General features: G+C 58.2%; 11 protein-coding genes and 1 pseudogene. 8 read left to right on the top strand and 4 right to left on the bottom strand.

Translation table 11 applies throughout. From position 1 onward, the window contains the following. Positions 1-23: 23 nt before the first annotated feature. From CWM58_RS25240 to CWM58_RS25255, 4 genes are all read left to right on the top strand, one after another. The gene (locus CWM58_RS25240; protein WP_074386456.1) at positions 24-923 is read left to right on the top strand and encodes a glycyl-radical enzyme activating protein; all 900 of its coding nucleotides are present in this window, start codon (positions 24-26) and stop codon (positions 921-923) included. Between the two features lie 4 nt (positions 924-927). Continuing rightward, positions 928-3,360: a formate C-acetyltransferase/glycerol dehydratase family glycyl radical enzyme gene (locus tag CWM58_RS25245; protein WP_100682074.1), complete on the top strand. Its 2,433-nt coding sequence runs from the start codon at positions 928-930 to the stop codon at positions 3,358-3,360. A 180-nt stretch (positions 3,361-3,540) separates the two neighbouring features. Next, on the top strand, positions 3,541-4,356 hold the full coding sequence (locus CWM58_RS25250) for a Cof-type HAD-IIB family hydrolase (RefSeq protein WP_100631673.1): 816 nt from the start codon (positions 3,541-3,543) through the stop codon (positions 4,354-4,356). Positions 4,357-4,496: 140 nt separating this feature from the next. Continuing rightward, positions 4,497-5,762: a DUF1479 domain-containing protein gene (locus CWM58_RS25255; RefSeq protein ID WP_100682075.1), complete on the top strand. Its 1,266-nt coding sequence runs from the start codon at positions 4,497-4,499 to the stop codon at positions 5,760-5,762. Here the strand turns inward: CWM58_RS25255 and CWM58_RS25260 are convergent. Beyond that, positions 5,759-6,832: a LacI family DNA-binding transcriptional regulator gene (locus tag CWM58_RS25260; protein ID WP_100682076.1), complete on the bottom strand. Its 1,074-nt coding sequence runs from the start codon at positions 6,830-6,832 to the stop codon at positions 5,759-5,761. The two genes, CWM58_RS25255 and CWM58_RS25260, sit on opposite strands and share 4 nt — an antisense overlap. Before the next feature lie 299 nt (positions 6,833-7,131). On the opposite strand from CWM58_RS25260, the gene CWM58_RS25265 reads away from it, so the two are divergent. After that, a complete protein-coding gene (locus CWM58_RS25265; protein ID WP_061155236.1) occupies positions 7,132-8,433 on the top strand; it encodes an MFS transporter in 1,302 nt (433 codons plus the stop codon). A gap of 15 nt (positions 8,434-8,448) precedes the next feature. Then, positions 8,449-10,812, top strand: coding sequence for a glycoside hydrolase family 31 protein (locus CWM58_RS25270; protein ID WP_100682077.1), 2,364 nt, complete (start codon positions 8,449-8,451; stop codon positions 10,810-10,812). 376 nt (positions 10,813-11,188) lie between these two features. Here the strand turns inward: CWM58_RS25270 and CWM58_RS25280 are convergent, their stop codons facing one another. After that, positions 11,189-12,781, bottom strand: coding sequence for an ABC-F family ATPase (locus CWM58_RS25280; protein ID WP_061155238.1), 1,593 nt, complete (start codon positions 12,779-12,781; stop codon positions 11,189-11,191). A gap of 48 nt (positions 12,782-12,829) precedes the next feature. Here CWM58_RS25280 and CWM58_RS25285 point away from each other — a divergent pair. Then, a pseudogene (locus CWM58_RS25285) lies at positions 12,830-13,745 on the top strand (tyrosine-protein phosphatase). Between the two features lie 201 nt (positions 13,746-13,946). Beyond that, complete coding sequence (gene ldtB, locus CWM58_RS25290; protein ID WP_100682079.1) at positions 13,947-14,861, top strand: L,D-transpeptidase; 915 nt, start codon at positions 13,947-13,949, stop codon at positions 14,859-14,861. Positions 14,862-14,983: 122 nt separating this feature from the next. Here ldtB and CWM58_RS25295 read toward each other — a convergent pair whose 3' ends face one another. After that, entirely contained in the window at positions 14,984-15,700 is a 717-nt protein-coding gene (locus CWM58_RS25295; protein ID WP_100682080.1) for a GntR family transcriptional regulator, read from the bottom strand. Positions 15,701-15,767: 67 nt separating this feature from the next. Then, positions 15,768-17,144: a glycoside hydrolase family 1 protein gene (locus CWM58_RS25300; RefSeq protein ID WP_100682081.1), complete on the bottom strand. Its 1,377-nt coding sequence runs from the start codon at positions 17,142-17,144 to the stop codon at positions 15,768-15,770. Positions 17,145-17,174: the final 30 nt, after the last annotated feature.

The raw sequence follows: 17,174 nt of genomic DNA on the forward strand, positions 1-17,174 counted from the left end.
ATACGCAAACAAGAGGATAAGCCATGATCTTCAACATCCAGCGCTATTCCACCCATGACGGCCCAGGGATCCGTACCGTCGTCTTCCTGAAAGGCTGCTCGCTGGGCTGCCGCTGGTGCCAGAACCCGGAAAGCCGCGCCCGCAGCGAAGATCTGCTGTATGACTCGCGGCTGTGCCTGGCCGGCTGCGATTTGTGCCAGCAGGCGGCGCCGGAGGTTATCACCCGTACCCTCGATGGTTTGATCATTAATCGGCAAAACGTTAACGACAAGCATATTACTGCGCTGCGTGACTGCTGCCCCACCACCGCCCTAACGGTCTGCGGCGAGGAGAAAAACGTCGAAGCGATCATGGCGACGGTGCTGCGTGATAAACCGTTCTACGATCGCAGTGGCGGCGGCATCACCCTTTCCGGCGGCGAACCCTTTATGAACCCGACGCTGGCGCAGGCGCTTTTCGAAGCCAGCCATCAGGCTGGTATTCACACCGCCGTGGAAACCTGCCTGCACGTGCCGTGGAAATACATTGCTCCCTCCCTGCCCTTTGTTGACCTGTTTCTCGCCGACCTCAAGCATGTCGACGAAGCTGTGTTCCAGCAGTGGACCGACGGCAGCGCCCGCCGGGTGCTGGATAACCTGCAGCGTCTGGCGCAGGCAGGGAAAAAAATGATTATTCGCGTGCCGCTGATCCAGGGATTCAACGCCAGCGAAACCGACATTGCCGCGATCACCGATTTTGCCGCCGACCGCCTGCAGGTCAGCGAAATCCATTTCCTGCCGTACCACACGCTGGGAATGAACAAATACCAGTTACTCAGTCAGCCCTACACCGCACCGGACAAACCGCTGGATGCTCCTGAGCTGCTCACCTTTGCGCAAGATTATGCGCGGAGCAAGGGGCTAACGGCGATCTTACGAGGATAACCCTATGACGACCCTGAAACTCAACACCCTCAGCGCCCGCATCCAGGCCCATAAAATGGCGCTGGTGCATATCGTTAAGCCGCCGGTCTGTACCGAGCGCGCCCGCCACTACACCGAGATGTATCAGCAACATCTCGATAAACCGATCCCGGTGCGTCGCGCCCTGGCCCTCGCCCACCACCTGGCGGAGCGCACCATCTGGATCAAGCACGATGAGCTGATCGTCGGCAACCAGGCCAGCGAAGTGCGCGCTGCGCCGATTTTCCCGGAATACACCGTCAGCTGGATTGAGAAAGAGATCGACGATCTCGCCGACCGCCCCGGCGCCGGCTTCTCGGTCAGCGAAGAGAACAAACGCGTGCTGCATGAAGTGTGCCCATGGTGGCGCGGGCAGACCGTACAGGACCGCTGCTACGGTATGTTTACCGATGAGCAGAAGGCGCTCCTCGCCACCGGTATTATCAAGGCGGAAGGCAACATGACTTCCGGTGACGCCCACCTGGCGGTCAACTTCCCGTTACTGCTGGAAAAAGGCCTCGACGGCATGCGCGCCAAGGTTGCTGAACGCCGGTCGCGCATTAACCTGACGGTACTGGAAGACCTGCATGGCGAACAGTTCCTGAAAGCGATTGATATCGTTCTGGAAGCGGTCAGCGACCACAGCAAACGCTTCGCCGCACTGGCGCGCGAGATGGCGACAGCAGAATCCCGCGAATCACGCCGCCACGAGCTGCTGACGATTGCCGAAAACTGCGACATCATCGCCCATGAGCCGCCGAAAACCTTCTGGCAGGCACTGCAGCTGTGCTACTTCATTCAGTTGATCCTGCAGATTGAATCCAATGGCCACTCGGTCTCCTTTGGCCGTATGGACCAGTACCTCTATCCGTACTACCGCCGCGACGTTGAACTGCAGCAATCGCTGGATCGCGAACAGGCCATTGAGCTGCTGCACAGCTGCTGGCTGAAGCTGCTGGAGGTCAACAAAATTCGCTCCGGCTCGCATTCCAAGGCCTCTGCCGGCAGCCCGCTGTACCAGAACGTCACCATTGGCGGCCAGAACCTGGTCGACGGCCAGCCGCAGGATGCCGTCAACCCGCTGTCGTATGCCATCCTGGAATCCTGTGGTCGTCTGCGCTCTACCCAGCCGAACCTCAGCGTGCGTTACCATGCCGGGATGAGCAACGACTTCCTCGACGCCTGCGTCCAGGTGATCCGCTGCGGCTTCGGCATGCCGGCGTTTAATAACGACGAAATCGTCATCCCGGAATTTATCAAACTCGGCATCGAGCCGCAGGACGCCTACGATTACGCCGCTATCGGCTGCATCGAAACCGCGGTCGGCGGCAAATGGGGCTATCGCTGCACCGGCATGAGCTTTATCAACTTCGCGCGGGTGATGCTGGCGACGCTGGAAGGCGGCCGCGATGCCACCAGCGGTCAGGTATTCCTGCCCCAGGAGCATGCCCTGTCGAAAGGCAACTTCGCTAATTTCGACCAGGTGCTGGCCGACTGGGACACCCAGATCCGCTACTACACCCGTAAATCCATTGAGATTGAGTATGTGGTCGATACCATGCTGGAGGAAAACGTCCACGATATTCTCTGTTCGGCGCTGGTGGATGACTGTATCGAACGGGCGAAAAGCATCAAGCAAGGCGGCGCGAAATATGACTGGGTTTCCGGCCTGCAGGTGGGTATCGCCAACCTCGGCAACAGCCTGGCGGCGGTGAAAAAACTGGTCTTCGATCAGGGCGCCATCGGCCAGCAGGAACTGGCGAAGGCGCTGGCGGAAGATTTCGACGGTCTGACCCACGAGCAACTGCGCCAGCGGTTGATCAACGGCGCGCCGAAGTACGGTAACGATGATGACAGCGTCGACGAGTTGCTGGCGCGGGCCTACCAGACCTATATCGACGAGCTGAAGCAGTATCACAACCCGCGCTATGGCCGCGGCCCAATCGGCGGCAACTATTACGCCGGCACGTCCTCTATCTCCGCCAACGTTCCGTTCGGCGCGCAGACCATGGCGACCCCGGATGGCCGTAAAGCGCACACCCCGCTGGCGGAAGGGGCCAGCCCGGCTTCCGGTACCGACCATCTGGGGCCGACGGCGGTCATCAGTTCGGTGGGCAAACTCCCCACCGGGGCGATCCTCGGCGGCGTGCTGCTTAACCAGAAGCTGAATCCGTCAACGCTGGAGAACGAGTCCGACAAGCAGAAGCTGATGGTGCTGCTGCGCACCTTCTTCGAGGTGCACAAAGGCTGGCATATCCAGTACAACATCGTGTCACGCGACACGCTGCTGGAGGCGAAGAAACACCCTGACCAGTACCGCGATCTGGTGGTCCGCGTCGCCGGATACTCGGCATTCTTCACCGCGCTGTCGCCAGATACCCAGGACGATATCATCGCCCGAACCGAACATACGCTGTAACCCTTCGTGCCCGCTGGCGCTATGCTCAGCGGGCCTACCCTGTTCTGCAGGCCGGGTAAGGCAACGTTGCCACCCGGCATTTTCTGCGCTGAGTGAGCTTTCATTCGAAATAAATTTGTGCTCCCCATCACATTGTAATTAGAATGTTACTGGTCGAAGTTAAGCCAGGAGCATCCCCTTATGACCGTTAAAGTTATCGTCACCGATATGGACGGAACTTTTCTCAATGACGCCAAGCAGTACGACCGCCCGCGTTTCCTCGCGCAGTTTGCGCAGCTCAAACAGCAAGGTATTGAATTTGTTGTCGCCAGCGGCAACCAGTACTATCAGCTGATCTCATTTTTTCCGGAAATCCGCGAGCAGATTTCGTTCGTCGCCGAAAACGGCGCGCTGGTCTTTGAGCATGGTAAGCAGCTGTTCCACGGCGAACTGACCCGCCACGAATCGCAGGTGGTGATCGGGGAATTACTTAACGATCCGCAGCTGAACTTCGTCGCCTGCGGCCTGCAGAGCGCGTATGTGAGCGATAAAGCTCCGGACGCCTTCGTCGACCTGATGTCAAAGCACTACCACCGTCTGCAGCGGGTAAGCGATTACCATCGCATCGATGACACGCTGTTTAAATTCTCCCTCAACCTGCCGGACAGCGAGATCCCACAGCTGATCGATAAGCTGCACGTGTCGCTCGACGGGATCATGAAGCCGGTCACCAGCGGCTTTGGTTTTGTCGATTTGATCATCCCCGGCCTGCATAAAGCCAACGGCATCAGCCGCCTGCTCAAACGCTGGAACCTTTCGCCGCAGCAGTGCGTGGCCATCGGCGACAGCGGCAACGACGCCGAAATGCTGAAGCTGGTGAAATACGCCTTTGCCATGGGCAACGCTGCTGACAGCATCAAAGCCATCGCTGGCTACGCCACTGACGATAACAACCATGATGGCGCGCTGAACGTCATTCAGGCCGTCCTCGATAACACCGCCCCCTTCAACGATTGACCTTTCGCCGGGGCAGCGCGCCCCGGCTTTTCCATTTTGTGCGCCGCAGCAAGATTTTAAACTTGCATTAACTCAATTTTAACTTAAATTAACGTTTGTAAGATTTAATACTTTCGAATGAAAGATACAGCGAGGTTATTATGGCTGCTCTCCCGACCCACGAAACATTACCTGCCGACCACAAAGCGGCAATTCGCCAGATGAAACAGGCCTTACGGGCGCAAATCGGCGATGTCCAGGCGGTATTCGATAAACTCTCGGCACGTATCACAGAGCGCCTGGAAGAGATTGAGGCCCTGAAAGCCGCAGGCCTGGAGGTCTGGCCGACGATCCCGTTCAGCGATATCGCCCAGGGTAACGTGAGCGATGCGCAGCGCGCGGCGATTAAGCGCCGGGGCTGCGCGGTCATCAAAGGCCACTATCCGCGCGAACAGGCGCTGGCCTGGGACAACGCGATGCTGGAATACCTCGATCTGAACCATTTCGATGACGTATACAAAGGGCCTGGCGACAGCTTCTTCGGTTCGCTGGAGGCCTCGCGCCCGGAAATCCATCCGATCTACTGGTCGCCCTCACAGATGCAGGCTCGCCAGAGCGATGAAATGGCAGCAGTGCAATCCTTCCTCAATCGCCTGTGGCGCTTTGAGCAGGACGGCAAGCGCTGGTTCGATCCGGATGTCAGCGTGATTTACCCTGACCGCATCCGCCGTCGTCCGCCGGGAACCACTTCAAAGGGGCTGGGGGCGCATACCGATTCCGGGGCGCTGGAGCGCTGGCTGCTTCCCGCCTATCAGCAGGTTTTCGCCAACGTCTTTAATGGCAATATCGACGCCTACGATCCGTGGGACGCGGCGCATCGTACCGAAGTGGAAGAGTACACCGTCGACAACACCACCAAATGCTCGGTGTTCCGCACCTTCCAGGGCTGGACCGCGCTGTCAGACATGATCCCGGGTCAGGGGCTGCTGCACGTGGTGCCTATCCCGGAGGCGATGGCTTATGTGCTGCTGCGCCCCCTGCTCGACGATGTGCCGGAAGATGAACTGTGCGGCGTCGCGCCGGGCAGAGTGCTGCCGATCTCTGAGCAATGGCACCCGCTTTTGATCAAAGCCCTCAGTTCGATTCCGGCGCTGAATGCCGGGGACTCCGTCTGGTGGCATTGCGATGTTATTCACTCAGTGGCGCCGGTGGAAAATCAGCAGGGCTGGGGCAACGTGATGTACATCCCGGCCGCGCCGATGTGCGAAAAGAACCTGGCCTACGCGCAGAAGGTGAAAATTGCTCTGGAAAAAGGGGCCTCGCCGGGGGATTTCCCGCGCGAGGACTATGAGGCCAGCTGGCAGGGGCGCTTCACCCTGGATGATCTGAATATTCACGGGAAACGGGCGCTGGGAATGCCGACCTAATCGTCATACAGCCCCTGCGGCTCGACGGCGGTATGGCTCTTGCCTGGCCGGATCCGCCGTACCGAATCACGCACCACCAGCGTACCATGCAGCAGTAGCGAGCCGTGCGGCGCCTCCGGGCGCAGCAGGCGCTGCTGCAGGAGATGCACCGCCTCGCTGCCCAGCTCATCTCGCGGCACATGCACCGCGGTCAGCGGCACCTCCTGGATCGCCGCCAGATTAAACCCGTCGATACTCATTACCGAAACATCCTGCGGCACCCGCAGGCCTCGTTTTTGCAGGGCGCTGACGGTGCCGGCGGCCATAAAATCACCGCCCACCAGGAAGGCGGTGGGCATCGGGCGCCCCTGTAAGCCGTCAAGCCAGGCCCCTACCTGCTCTTCCGTCTCTCTGGCGCTAAAGTTGGCGACGCTGATGAGATCCCGGCTGGCGGTAAAGCGCAGATTGCGCGCGCGCCATGCTTCCTGGATCCCTCCCAGCCGTAGCTCCATGGTGTAGCGGCGCAGGCACATCACATTCATCACCGCCCGGTGACCCATATCAAACAGATAGCGCGCCGCGCACTGGCCAATCAGACGATGGTCGGGGGCAATGGACGGCAGCCGCATCCCTTCATCCCGACAGTTGATCAATACGCAGGGTTTGCCCAGATCCGCCGCCAGGCCATGAATATGCGGATCGTCAATCCCCAGCAGTACCGCGGCCTGGGTCTCCGCTTCGTTCATGCGGGCAAGAAACAGATTGGCGTCGCTGTCGTTCTCGTCCAGCGCGCAGTAGCGCAGGCGCACTTCATGCGCCGCCAGCGCGTTATTGATGCTCTGGATCACCCGGTAGTAGAAGATATCCGACCGCTCATCGAAGGCGCGCTGCGGGGCAAACACCAGCAGATTATTGAGCAGCAGACGCCCGGCGGCCAGCCCTTGCATGACCCCCAGCTCGCGGGCGCAGTCCAGCACCGCCCGGCGCGCCTTGTCACTGGTATTCGCTTTCCCGGCCAGGACGCGTGAAACCGTGCTGGCCGACAGCCCGGTGCGGGCGGCAATTTCGGCAACGCGCAGCTTTTTATCCATTTTGTGATCCAGCTCCGATTGGAAAATGAAAGGATTTTCATAATCGCCAAAGCGCCTCACGCAAGCAAATATCACAGCGAAATATGAGATCTTCGTCATTTCATGAAAAAAATTGCATAAATAGCGCTATGCCCGACGATTTTTCTCCCTTAGCCTGAATTGGTCCAACATCTCCCATACTAGTCATACCAATAATGTTGAGATAAAAATTAGACTATTCAAATAGTTAAAAAAAATATGTGACCACTCACGGAAAGAGGCCGTCACTTTCCCCCTACAAACGTCTTGTGGAGTGTGCTATGAGTCAAGGCCTCAACAATGATATCGCGGTCAGCAAAACACGCCGGGTGGTAAAAAACCTGCGCTGGTGGGTGCTGGTCCTGTTTTTACTTGGCGTCACCGTCAACTACATCACACGCAACTCGCTGGGGATTATCGCCCCGGAACTGAAAGCGACCCTCGGCATTACCACCGAACAATATTCCTGGATCGTCGGCGCGTTTCAGTTGGCTTACACGATTTTCCAGCCGCTCTGTGGCTGGCTTATCGACGTCATCGGCCTGAAGCTCGGGTTTATGATCTGCGCTACCCTGTGGGCGCTGGCCTGTATCGCCCATGCCGGGGCCGGCAGCTGGCTGCACCTGGCTATGTTGCGCTTCTTTATGGGCGGCGCTGAAGCGGCCGCCACGCCGGCCAACGCCAAAACCATCGGCGAGTGGTTCCCGAAATCCGAGCGACCGATCGCCGCCGGCTGGGCTGGTGTCGGCTTCTCTATCGGCGCGATGCTGGCCCCGCCAATCATCTACTTCGCCCACGCCTCCTTCGGCTGGCAGGGGGCGTTTATGTTTACCGGCGCGCTGGCGCTGCTGTGGGTGGTGCTGTGGTGGGCTTTCTATCAGAACCCGGAAAAGCACCCGAATCTCAGCAAAAGCGAGCTGGAGTACATCAAGCAGGATAACGAAGCCCCGCCGGTGAAGCTGCCCTTTTTGACCGCGCTAAAAACCGTCTCAAAGAACAAACGTTTCTACGGGATCGCCATTCCCGCCTTTATGGCCGAGCCCGCCTGGGCAGTGCTGAGCTTCTGGGTGCCGCTGTACCTGGCGAAAGAGCACGGGATGGATCTGAAGCAGATCGCGATGTTTGCCTGGCTGCCGTTCCTCGCCGCCGACCTTGGCAGCGTGGTCAGCGGCTACCTCACCCGCCTGTACGTCCGTTGGTTCGGCTGTACGCGAGTCAACTCAGTCATCGCCAGCTCAGTGACCGGCGCGTTTCTGATGATCTCGCTGGCCCTGGTCGCCATCACCCGCGATCCCTATATCACCATCATCCTGATCTCCATTGGCGGCTTCGGGCACCAGATCATCTCCTGCATGCTCAGCGCGCTGGTGGTGGAATCTTTCGACAAGGGGCAAATGGCGACAGTCAACGGCATGCGCGGATCCGCGGCATGGATCGCCAGCTTCCTGTTCTCATTATTGATCGGGGTGACTGCCGACAAAATTGGCTTCAACCCGCTGTTTATCGCCATGGGTTTCTTTGACCTGATTGGCGCCGTTTTCCTGGTGGCATTTATTGCTGAACGTCGCGCCAAGCGCGCCTGAGAGTGGATGTAAAATATGAAGACGTTGAAACACTGGAGTTTGCACCAACAGCTGGAGCATCACGTTGAACTGACCGTCGATGGCCAGCACACCCTGTGCCTGTACGTGCTGGAAGAGAATTTGTTCCGCGTCCTGCTGAAGCGCCAGGGCCAGCTGGCGCTGGATCGCACCTGGAGTATCGCCCCGCAGCAGGATGTGCCGTGGGAAGGCCGTGCGCGGGATGACCTCAGCGGTTTTAGTCTCCCGGCCTGGCAGATGATCGAAGAGGATAACGCGCTGACCATCGCCACCCGCCAGCTGCGCGTCACCGTCCACCAGCCGCTTTGGCTGGAGTGGAGCTATCGCGACGACGCCGGTGAGTGGCAGACGCTCGCCAGTGACCGTCCCACCAGCGCCTATCTGGCAAACGCTCACGGGGATGGCGTCGCCCATTATCTGAGCCGCCGTAAAGATGAGCGTTTCTACGGCCTGGGCGAAAAGGCCGGCGACCTGCAGCGCAACGGTAAGCGCTATGAAATGCGTAACCTCGATGCCATGGGCTACAACGCCGTCAGCACCGACCCGCTGTATAAACATATTCCGTTTACCATCACCCAGCGCAGCGATATCAGCTACGGCCTGTTTTACGACAACCTGAGCAGCTGCTGGCTGGATCTGGGTAATGAAATCGACAACTACCACACCGCCTATCGCCGCTGGCAGGCGGAGGCCGGCGACATCGATTATTACCTGTTTACCGGTAAACAAGTGCTGGATGTGACCAAAGCTTTCGTCCGTCTGACCGGTAAAACCCTGTTCGGGCCAAAATGGAGCCTCGGCTACAGCGGTTCCACCATGCACTACACCGATGCGCCGGATGCGCAAAATCAGCTAATGAACTTCATCCGCCTGTGCGAGCAGCATGCGATCCCCTGCGATTCGTTCCAGCTCTCTTCCGGCTATACCTCGATCAATGGCAAGCGCTACGTCTTTAACTGGAACTACGACAAAGTGCCGCAGCCAAAAGTGATGAGCCAGTCGTTCCATGATGCCGGGCTGAAGCTGGCCGCCAATATCAAACCCTGCCTGCTGCAGGATCATCCGCGCTATGGCGAAGTGGCGGAGCGCGGTCTTTTTATTCGCGATTCGCAAACCGACGCGCCGGAGCGCTCCAGCTTCTGGGATGATGAAGGGTCGCATCTCGACTTCACCAACCCGCACACCGTGGCCTGGTGGCAGGAAGGCGTGACCACCCAGCTACTGGAGATGGGTATCGATTCGACCTGGAACGATAATAACGAGTATGAGGTGTGGGACGGCGAAGCGCGCTGCTACGGCTTTGGCCGCGAAATCGCCATTAAACATATTCGCCCGGTGATGCCGTTGCTGATGATGCGCGCCTCCATGGAAGCCCAGCAGCGCTTTGCGCCGCAAAAGCGCCCGTATCTGATCTCCCGCTCCGGCTGCGCCGGGATGCAGCGCTACGTCCAGACCTGGAGCGGCGACAACCGCACCAACTGGGATACATTACGCTATAACACCCGCATGGGATTAGGCATGAGCCTGTCCGGGCTGTTTAACGTCGGCCACGACGTCGGCGGATTCTCCGGCGATAAACCTGAGCCGGAGCTGTTCGTGCGCTGGGTGCAAAACGGCGTGATGCATCCGCGCTTTACCATTCACTCGTGGAATGACGACCAGACGGTCAATGAAGCCTGGATGTACCCGGAAATCACCCCGGCGATCCGCTCAGCCATCGAACTGCGCTACCGCCTGCTGCCCTATCTGTACACTCTGCTGTGGCAGGCGCATGCCGATGACGAACCGATGCTGCGCCCGACCTTCCTCGATCACCAGCACGATACCCAGACCTTCGCCGAGTGCGATGACTTCCTGCTGGGTCGCGATCTGCTGGTGGCCAGCGTGGTCGAGCCCGGCGCCCGTCAGCGCCAGCTATGGCTGCCCGATAATCAGGACGGCTGGTACGATTTTTACAGCCACCAGTGGTTCGCCGGTGGCCAGTGGGTGACGCTGGACGCGCCGCTGGAAAAACTGCCGCTGCTGGTCCGCGCCGGCGCCGGTCTGCCGCTCAGTGAACGTATCAGCCATGTCGATGCGCAAAAAGACGATCGTCGCGAACTGCAGTTGTTCCCGCTGAAAGGTACCGGCTCAACCCGCGGTCTGCTGTTTGAAGACGACGGCGAAAGCTGGGGCTATAAAGAGGGGGATGCGCTATGGCTGGAGTGGGAAATGACCTGCAGCGCCAACAGCATAAACCTGAATATCAACGCTCGCGGCAACTATCGCCCGGCGTGGGAAGCGCTGAAGCTGTCATTACCGGCGGGAGAAAAGCGTAAGCTGCTGGTGAATGGCGTCGAAGGAACGGAGTGGAGGCGCTAAGCGATATGCCGGGCGGCGGCTTACGCCTTGCCCGGCCTGGATTTTATTATGTTCCCGGATTGCGCTACGCTAATCCGGGCTACAAACTGGTGGCCTCAAAATCCCCGGTGGCGCTACCGCTTACCGGGGCTACAGCACTGTGCGGTTTGGTAGCCCGGGTAACGGACAGTTTCAGTAACCATGGGTACAAGATAGAGCTCTTAAGCTCACAATGGCACGGACCGTAGGCCGCATAAGGCGCAGCCGCCATCCGGCGCGAAAGTGGCTCTTTACCCGCGGTTATTGCCCGGCGGCGCTACGCTTGCGCGGGCCTACAGATCACATGCCAGGCGTAGCCCGGGTAAGGCGTAGCCGCAACCCGGGTAACGGACAGGGATTACTCGATACCTTTGCTGCGCAGGTAGTCTTCGTAGTTGCCGCTGAAATCGATAACGCGTTCAGGGGTGATCTCCAGGACGCGGGTCGCCAGCGAGCTCACGAACTCGCGGTCGTGAGAGACGAAGATCAGGGTGCCCTGATACATCTCCAGCGCCATGTTCAGCGATTCAATCGATTCCATATCCAGGTGGTTGGTCGGTTCGTCCATTACCAGGATGTTTGGCTTCTGCATCATCAGCTTACCAAACAGCATGCGCCCTTTTTCACCACCAGAAAGGACTTTCGCCGGCTTTTTGATATCGTCCTGGCTAAACAACAGACGACCGAGGATGCTGCGTACTGCCTGCTCGTCATCGCCTTCCTGTTTCCACTGGCTCATCCAGTCAAAGACCGTCAGATCGTTCTCGAAATCTTCGGCATGATCCTGCGCGTAATAGCCGATACGGGCGTTTTCGGACCACTTAACGGTACCGTTGTCTGCTTCCAGCTCGCCCACCAGGGTTTTCAGCATCGTTGATTTACCGACGCCGTTGGTCCCCAGCACCGCCAGCTTCTCGCCAACCTCCAGCAGCAGATTCACCCCTTTGAACAGTGGGCCGTTATCAAAACCTTTCGCCAGCGCTTCCACTTCCAGCGCATTACGGAACAGTTTCTTATCCTGCTCGAAGCGAATAAACGGGTTCTGACGGCTGGACGCTTTCACTTCATCCAGCTTAATTTTATCAATCTGACGGGCGCGAGAGGTCGCCTGACGCGATTTAGAGGCGTTGGCGCTAAAGCGGCTAACGAAGGACTGCAGGTCAGCGATCTGCGCTTTCTTCTTGGCGTTGTCCGCCAGCAGACGTTCGCGTGCCTGGGTCGCCGCGGTCATATACTCGTCATAGTTGCCCGGATAGACGCGCAGCTCACCGTAATCGAGATCCGCCATGTGGGTGCAGACCATGTTCAGGAAGTGACGGTCGTGCGAAATGATGATCATGGTGCTGTCACGTTCGTTCAGCACCTGCTCCAGCCAGCGAATGGTGTCGATGTCGAGGTTGTTCGTCGGTTCGTCGAGCAGCAGGATATCCGGATTGGAAAACAGCGCCTGCGCCAGCAGGACACGCAGCTTCCAGCCCGGCGCGACTTCGCTCATCGGGCCGTAATGCTGTTCAACCGGAATGCCGACGCCGAGCAGCAGTTCGCCGGCGCGCGCTTCGGCGGAGTAGCCGTCCATCTCGCCGTATTTGACTTCCAGATCGGCCACTTTATAGCCGTCTTCCTCGCTCATTTCCGGCAGGGCGTAGATACGATCGCGCTCTTGCTTCACTTCCCACAGCTCACCGTGGCCCATGATAACCGTATCCAGCACGGTGAACGCTTCGAAGGCGAACTGATCCTGGCGCAGCTTACCGATACGCTCGTTCGGGTCGAGAGAAACGTTGCCCAGCGTCGGCTCGAGATCGCCGCCGAGGATCTTCATAAAGGTCGATTTACCGCTGCCGTTGGCGCCGATCAGACCATAACGGTTGCCGCCGCCAAATTTAACGGAGATATTTTCGAACAGCGGCTTACTGCCAAACTGCATGGTAACGTTGCTGGATACTAGCACGGGGATATCCTGAAAAAAGAGAATGAGGGGTGTGACACAGCAGACATTATGCCAGTAAATGACGCACTTTTCACGGCCTGCGGTAAATTCCGCCGCGACGCTTGTGCTAAGGTCTTTGTCAGATGAGCCACAGACCAGGGCTCAAACGGTTATTCTGTACGTCATTATGAGGAACCCCATGACCACCAGCCTACCGCGACACCCGGCCTTTTTATCCCTGCAGGGCGGTATCAATTTTCGCGATCTGGGCGGCCAGCGTGCCGCCGACGGACGCACGGTACGCAGTGGCAAGCTGCTACGCTCCGGCGCGCTAAACCAGTTGACGGCGGACGATCTCAACCACCTGGCGACGCTGCCGCTCAGTCGGGTGCTCGACTATCGCGACCCCGGTGAGGTGCAGCGCACGCCTGACAAGCTTAGCCCGCTCACTCATTATTTGAACGCGCCAGCCAATCCGCCAATCAGCGATGTGAATGCGAAGGTCACCGAGCTGAATGCTGCCACCCTTAACGCGCTGAACGGTGAACAGTTTATGCTGCAACTCTATCGCCAGCTGCCGTTTAACAATCCGGCCTATCGCCAGCTCACTGCCTGGCTGACGGCCCCTTTTGAAGGCGCGTTGCTCCAACACTGCGCCGTCGGCAAAGATCGCACCGGCGTCGGCTGCGCGCTAACGCTGTTTGCCGTCGGATGCGACAGCGAGACGGTCATGGAGGAGTATCTGCTCACCCACGGTATGCTGACGCAGGTGGAAGCCTGGATGCTGGAGATGCTCGGCAACGACCTGACGCCCCAGGGACGCCAGAGTCTGGCGGATATTCTGACGGTGAAAGAGTCCTATCTCGCCGCCGCGCTGTCGGCCATCCACCAGCGCTATGGTAGCGTCGACGCCTGGCTGGCAGAAGAGTACCAGCTCACCGCCCCGGCCCGTGCTTCGCTGCAGGACCGGTTACTGGAAGGATAACCTCCCTGTGAACCGCGTGGGAGGCGGCGGTCGCATTGTCCGCCAGGCCCCGACAGTCGAGACGACAGGGAAAAAAATGTGATTTCGTACACATCTGATTTACCTGTTCAGCGGAATGCACATATAATGCGCTCCCATCTACTGTCTCAATCATTAACAAAGGCCTGTGTGGCGTTGATTTCGCACACGACATTAAAGACTATGAAATTATCTACACTCTTAGCGGCAGCCTTCGCCCTCGTAGGCTTTTGCAATACAGCGTCTGCTGTCACCTATCCTTTGCCGACCGACGGCAGCCGTTTGGTTGGTCAGAATCAGGTCATCACCATTCCTGATGATAACAAGCAGCCGCTGGAATACTTTGCGGCGAAATATCAGATGGGGCTGTCCAACATGCTGGAAGCCAACCCGGGGGTGGACACCTATCTGCCAAAAGGCGGTAGCGTCCTGAACATCCCGCAGCAGTTGATTCTGCCGGACACCGTCCACGAAGGCATCGTGATTAACAGCGCCGAGATGCGTCTGTACTACTATCCGAAAGGCACCAACACCGTGATCGTCCTGCCGATCGGTATCGGCCAGTTAGGTAAAGACACGCCGATTAACTGGACCACCAAAGTCGAACGCAAGAAAGCCGGCCCGACATGGACGCCGACCGCCAAGATGCATGCCGAATACATCGCTGCCGGCAACCCGCTGCCAGCCGTCGTACCGGCCGGTCCGGATAACCCGATGGGCCTGTACGCGCTGTATATCGGCCGTCTGTACGCCATCCACGGCACCAACGCTAACTTTGGTATTGGCCTGCGCGTGAGCCACGGCTGCGTGCGTCTGCGCAACGATGACATCAAGTTCCTGTTTGATAACGTGCCGGTTGGCACCCGCGTACAATTTATCGATGAGCCGGTAAAAGCGACCACCGAGCCGGACGGCAGCCGTTACATTGAGGTTCACAACCCGCTGTCAACCACCGAAGCGCAGTTCCAGGGCGGCGAAATCGTGCCAATCACCCTGACTCAGCCGGTACAGGCGATCACCAGCCAATCTGATGTCGATCAGAACGTGGTTGAGCAGGCTATCCAGAACCGCTCCGGTATGCCGGTGCGTCTGAACTAAGTTCTGCATGACAAGAAAAACGGCGGGCCTGATGCCCGCCGTTTTTTTATCTGTATTTCCCCGGGCTACCAAACCTGACAACACCCTGGCCCTGCTAAGCGCTCGCAAACAGGCCCCCCGGTCTAGCCGTTATTCACCAGAATAATCCCGCCGTGATCGTAGCGATAGTGGCAGTGGGCATACTCCAGCGGCGTACCGTCTTCGAGGTAGATAACCTGCTCAACCTCCAGCACCGGGTCGGTGGCGTCGCAGTGAAGATGTAATTTATCCAGTTCATCGGGCTTCATCGCCCGCACCACGCGGTAAGATCCCATCAGCTTCAGCCCCAGCGTCTCCTGCACATAGCGAAACACCGAGCTTTCCAGATGGCTTTTATTGAGCCCCGGCACCAGTCCCACCGGCATAACCGTCAGATCCAACGACACCGGCTCACCGTTGAGCAGCCGCAGACGGACAAAGTCATACACCGGGGCATCGGCGTCAATCAGCAGCGAACTCTGCTCCTTGTCGCTGGGAAAACGCACCTCAAAGCGCACCACTTCGCTTTGTACCTCGCCAAGATGCTCCCAGGTTTTGGTGGCGCCAAAATAGTCGCTGCCGGGCAGTTCCCACTGCGACAGCTGGAGGAAATTTTTCCGCACAAAGGTGCCCTGCCCTTTGCGGGTGTAGATAAGCCCTTCGACGATTAACTGACGCATCGCCTGCTGGATCGTCATCCGGCTGGTGTTGAACTCCGCCGCCAGCGCAAACTGGTCGGGTAGCGGTGCGCTGGCAGGATACTGCTGGCTGATGATGCGTTTTTTTATTTCCCGCGCAATTTGCAGATACTTCGCCGTCATTCCCGGTCCTTTTACATTCTGTGCGTGACTGGCGGGCAGCATACTTGACCTGACCGCCAGGACGCCGTTACATCGCTTCGCCGTTGCTGTGGATCACCTGCTTCAGCCACGCATAGCTCTTCTTCGGCACCCGCCGTAGATCCTTGAGGTCATGGTTCTCACGATTGACGTACACCACGCCGTAGCGCTTACGCATATCGCCCTGTGAGCTAAGAATATCGATTAATCCCCAGCCGAGATAGCCGATCACCTGCGCGCCGTCCTCAAACATCGCCGCTTTCATGGCGTTAATATGGTCGCGATGGTAGGCGATGCGGTAATCATCGGCAACCGGATGTTCACCGTCCCAGGATTCGATCACCCCGATGCCGTTTTCAATCGGGAACACCGGTAGCCGCCAGTCATTGTAATAACGGGTGATGATCATGCGAAATCCCAGCGGATCGATCTGCCAGTTCCATTCCGTCGCTTTCAGGTACGGGTTATCCTGATTACCGAATAGCATGTAATTGTTGACCGCCGTTCCCGGCGGGATCGCGTCGCTATTGAGCGAGCGGCTGGCGTAATAGCTGAACGCCAGATAATCCACCTTCACCATTGCCATCAGCGCCATATCTTCGGCGCGATAAATATCGTCAAAGCCTTCGCGGGCGACAAAGTGCATCACCTCCGGGCTATAGCCCTCGCCCGCGTAGACGCGCAGCAGGTTCTGGTTTAAAAACTCGTCCAGTTGCTGAGCGCAGAGAATATCGCGTGGTTTGCAGGTAGCCGGATAGACCAGCGCGTGAGCCAGCATTCCGCCCATCAGGCACTGCGGCTTCGTCTGATGCAGATAGTGGGTCAGATGGACATGCGCCATCATCACGTGGTGCTGGATCTGGTAGAGTTCGCGCAACGTTTTATCGCCACGCAGATAGCCGGTGATCAGGAAGGCTTCCGGCGAATGGTAGAGGTTCTGTTCATTGAAGGTCAGCCAGTACTTCACCTTATCGCCGTAGCAGTCGATCATCTTCTGGCCATAGCGGATAAAGGCGTCCATGACCCGGCGGTCGGTAAAACCGTTGTAGCGCTCCGCCAGCGACAGCGGCATGTCAAAGTGATACAGGCAGATCATCGGCTCGATGCCACGGGCAATAAGCTCATCGATAAACTGATGGTAGAAAGCGATCCCTTCTTCATTGAATTCGCCGTCCCCCTCCGGACACACCCGGCTCCAGGCGATCTGGAAGCGGTAGCAGTTCATGCCCAGATCCTGCATCAGATCGAAATCTTCGCGGAAGCGATGATAGGAGTCAGTCGCCACCTTCCAGTCCGAGGCGAACTCTGACGGTTGACGAATATCGTACACCGACATCCCCTTTCCTCCCTCATTCCACGCCCCTTCGGTCTGCATGCTGGAGACCGAATTGCCCCATAAAAAATCGGCCGGTAATGTGTCTTTCATGGTTCGCCTCTGTATATGACTAGTCATTTT

This window comes from Klebsiella sp. H-Nf2 (genome assembly GCF_002806645.1).
GTDB lineage: Bacteria > Pseudomonadota > Gammaproteobacteria > Enterobacterales > Enterobacteriaceae > Klebsiella > Klebsiella variicola.

Excerpts from the sequence above, each read along its gene's own strand:
- CWM58_RS25240 (WP_074386456.1), top strand. The coding sequence starts at position 24 with ATGATCTTCAACATCCAGCGCTATTCCACCCATGACGGCCCAGGGATC.
- CWM58_RS25245 (WP_100682074.1), top strand. The coding sequence starts at position 928 with ATGACGACCCTGAAACTCAACACCCTCAGCGCCCGCATCCAGGCCCAT.
- CWM58_RS25250 (WP_100631673.1), top strand. The coding sequence starts at position 3,541 with ATGACCGTTAAAGTTATCGTCACCGATATGGACGGAACTTTTCTCAAT.
- CWM58_RS25255 (WP_100682075.1), top strand. The coding sequence starts at position 4,497 with ATGGCTGCTCTCCCGACCCACGAAACATTACCTGCCGACCACAAAGCG.
- CWM58_RS25260 (WP_100682076.1), bottom strand. The coding sequence starts at position 6,832 with ATGGATAAAAAGCTGCGCGTTGCCGAAATTGCCGCCCGCACCGGGCTG.
- CWM58_RS25265 (WP_061155236.1), top strand. The coding sequence starts at position 7,132 with ATGAGTCAAGGCCTCAACAATGATATCGCGGTCAGCAAAACACGCCGG.
- CWM58_RS25270 (WP_100682077.1), top strand. The coding sequence starts at position 8,449 with ATGAAGACGTTGAAACACTGGAGTTTGCACCAACAGCTGGAGCATCAC.
- ldtB (WP_100682079.1), top strand. The coding sequence starts at position 13,947 with ATGAAATTATCTACACTCTTAGCGGCAGCCTTCGCCCTCGTAGGCTTT.
- CWM58_RS25295 (WP_100682080.1), bottom strand. The coding sequence starts at position 15,700 with ATGACGGCGAAGTATCTGCAAATTGCGCGGGAAATAAAAAAACGCATC.
- CWM58_RS25300 (WP_100682081.1), bottom strand. The coding sequence starts at position 17,144 with ATGAAAGACACATTACCGGCCGATTTTTTATGGGGCAATTCGGTCTCC.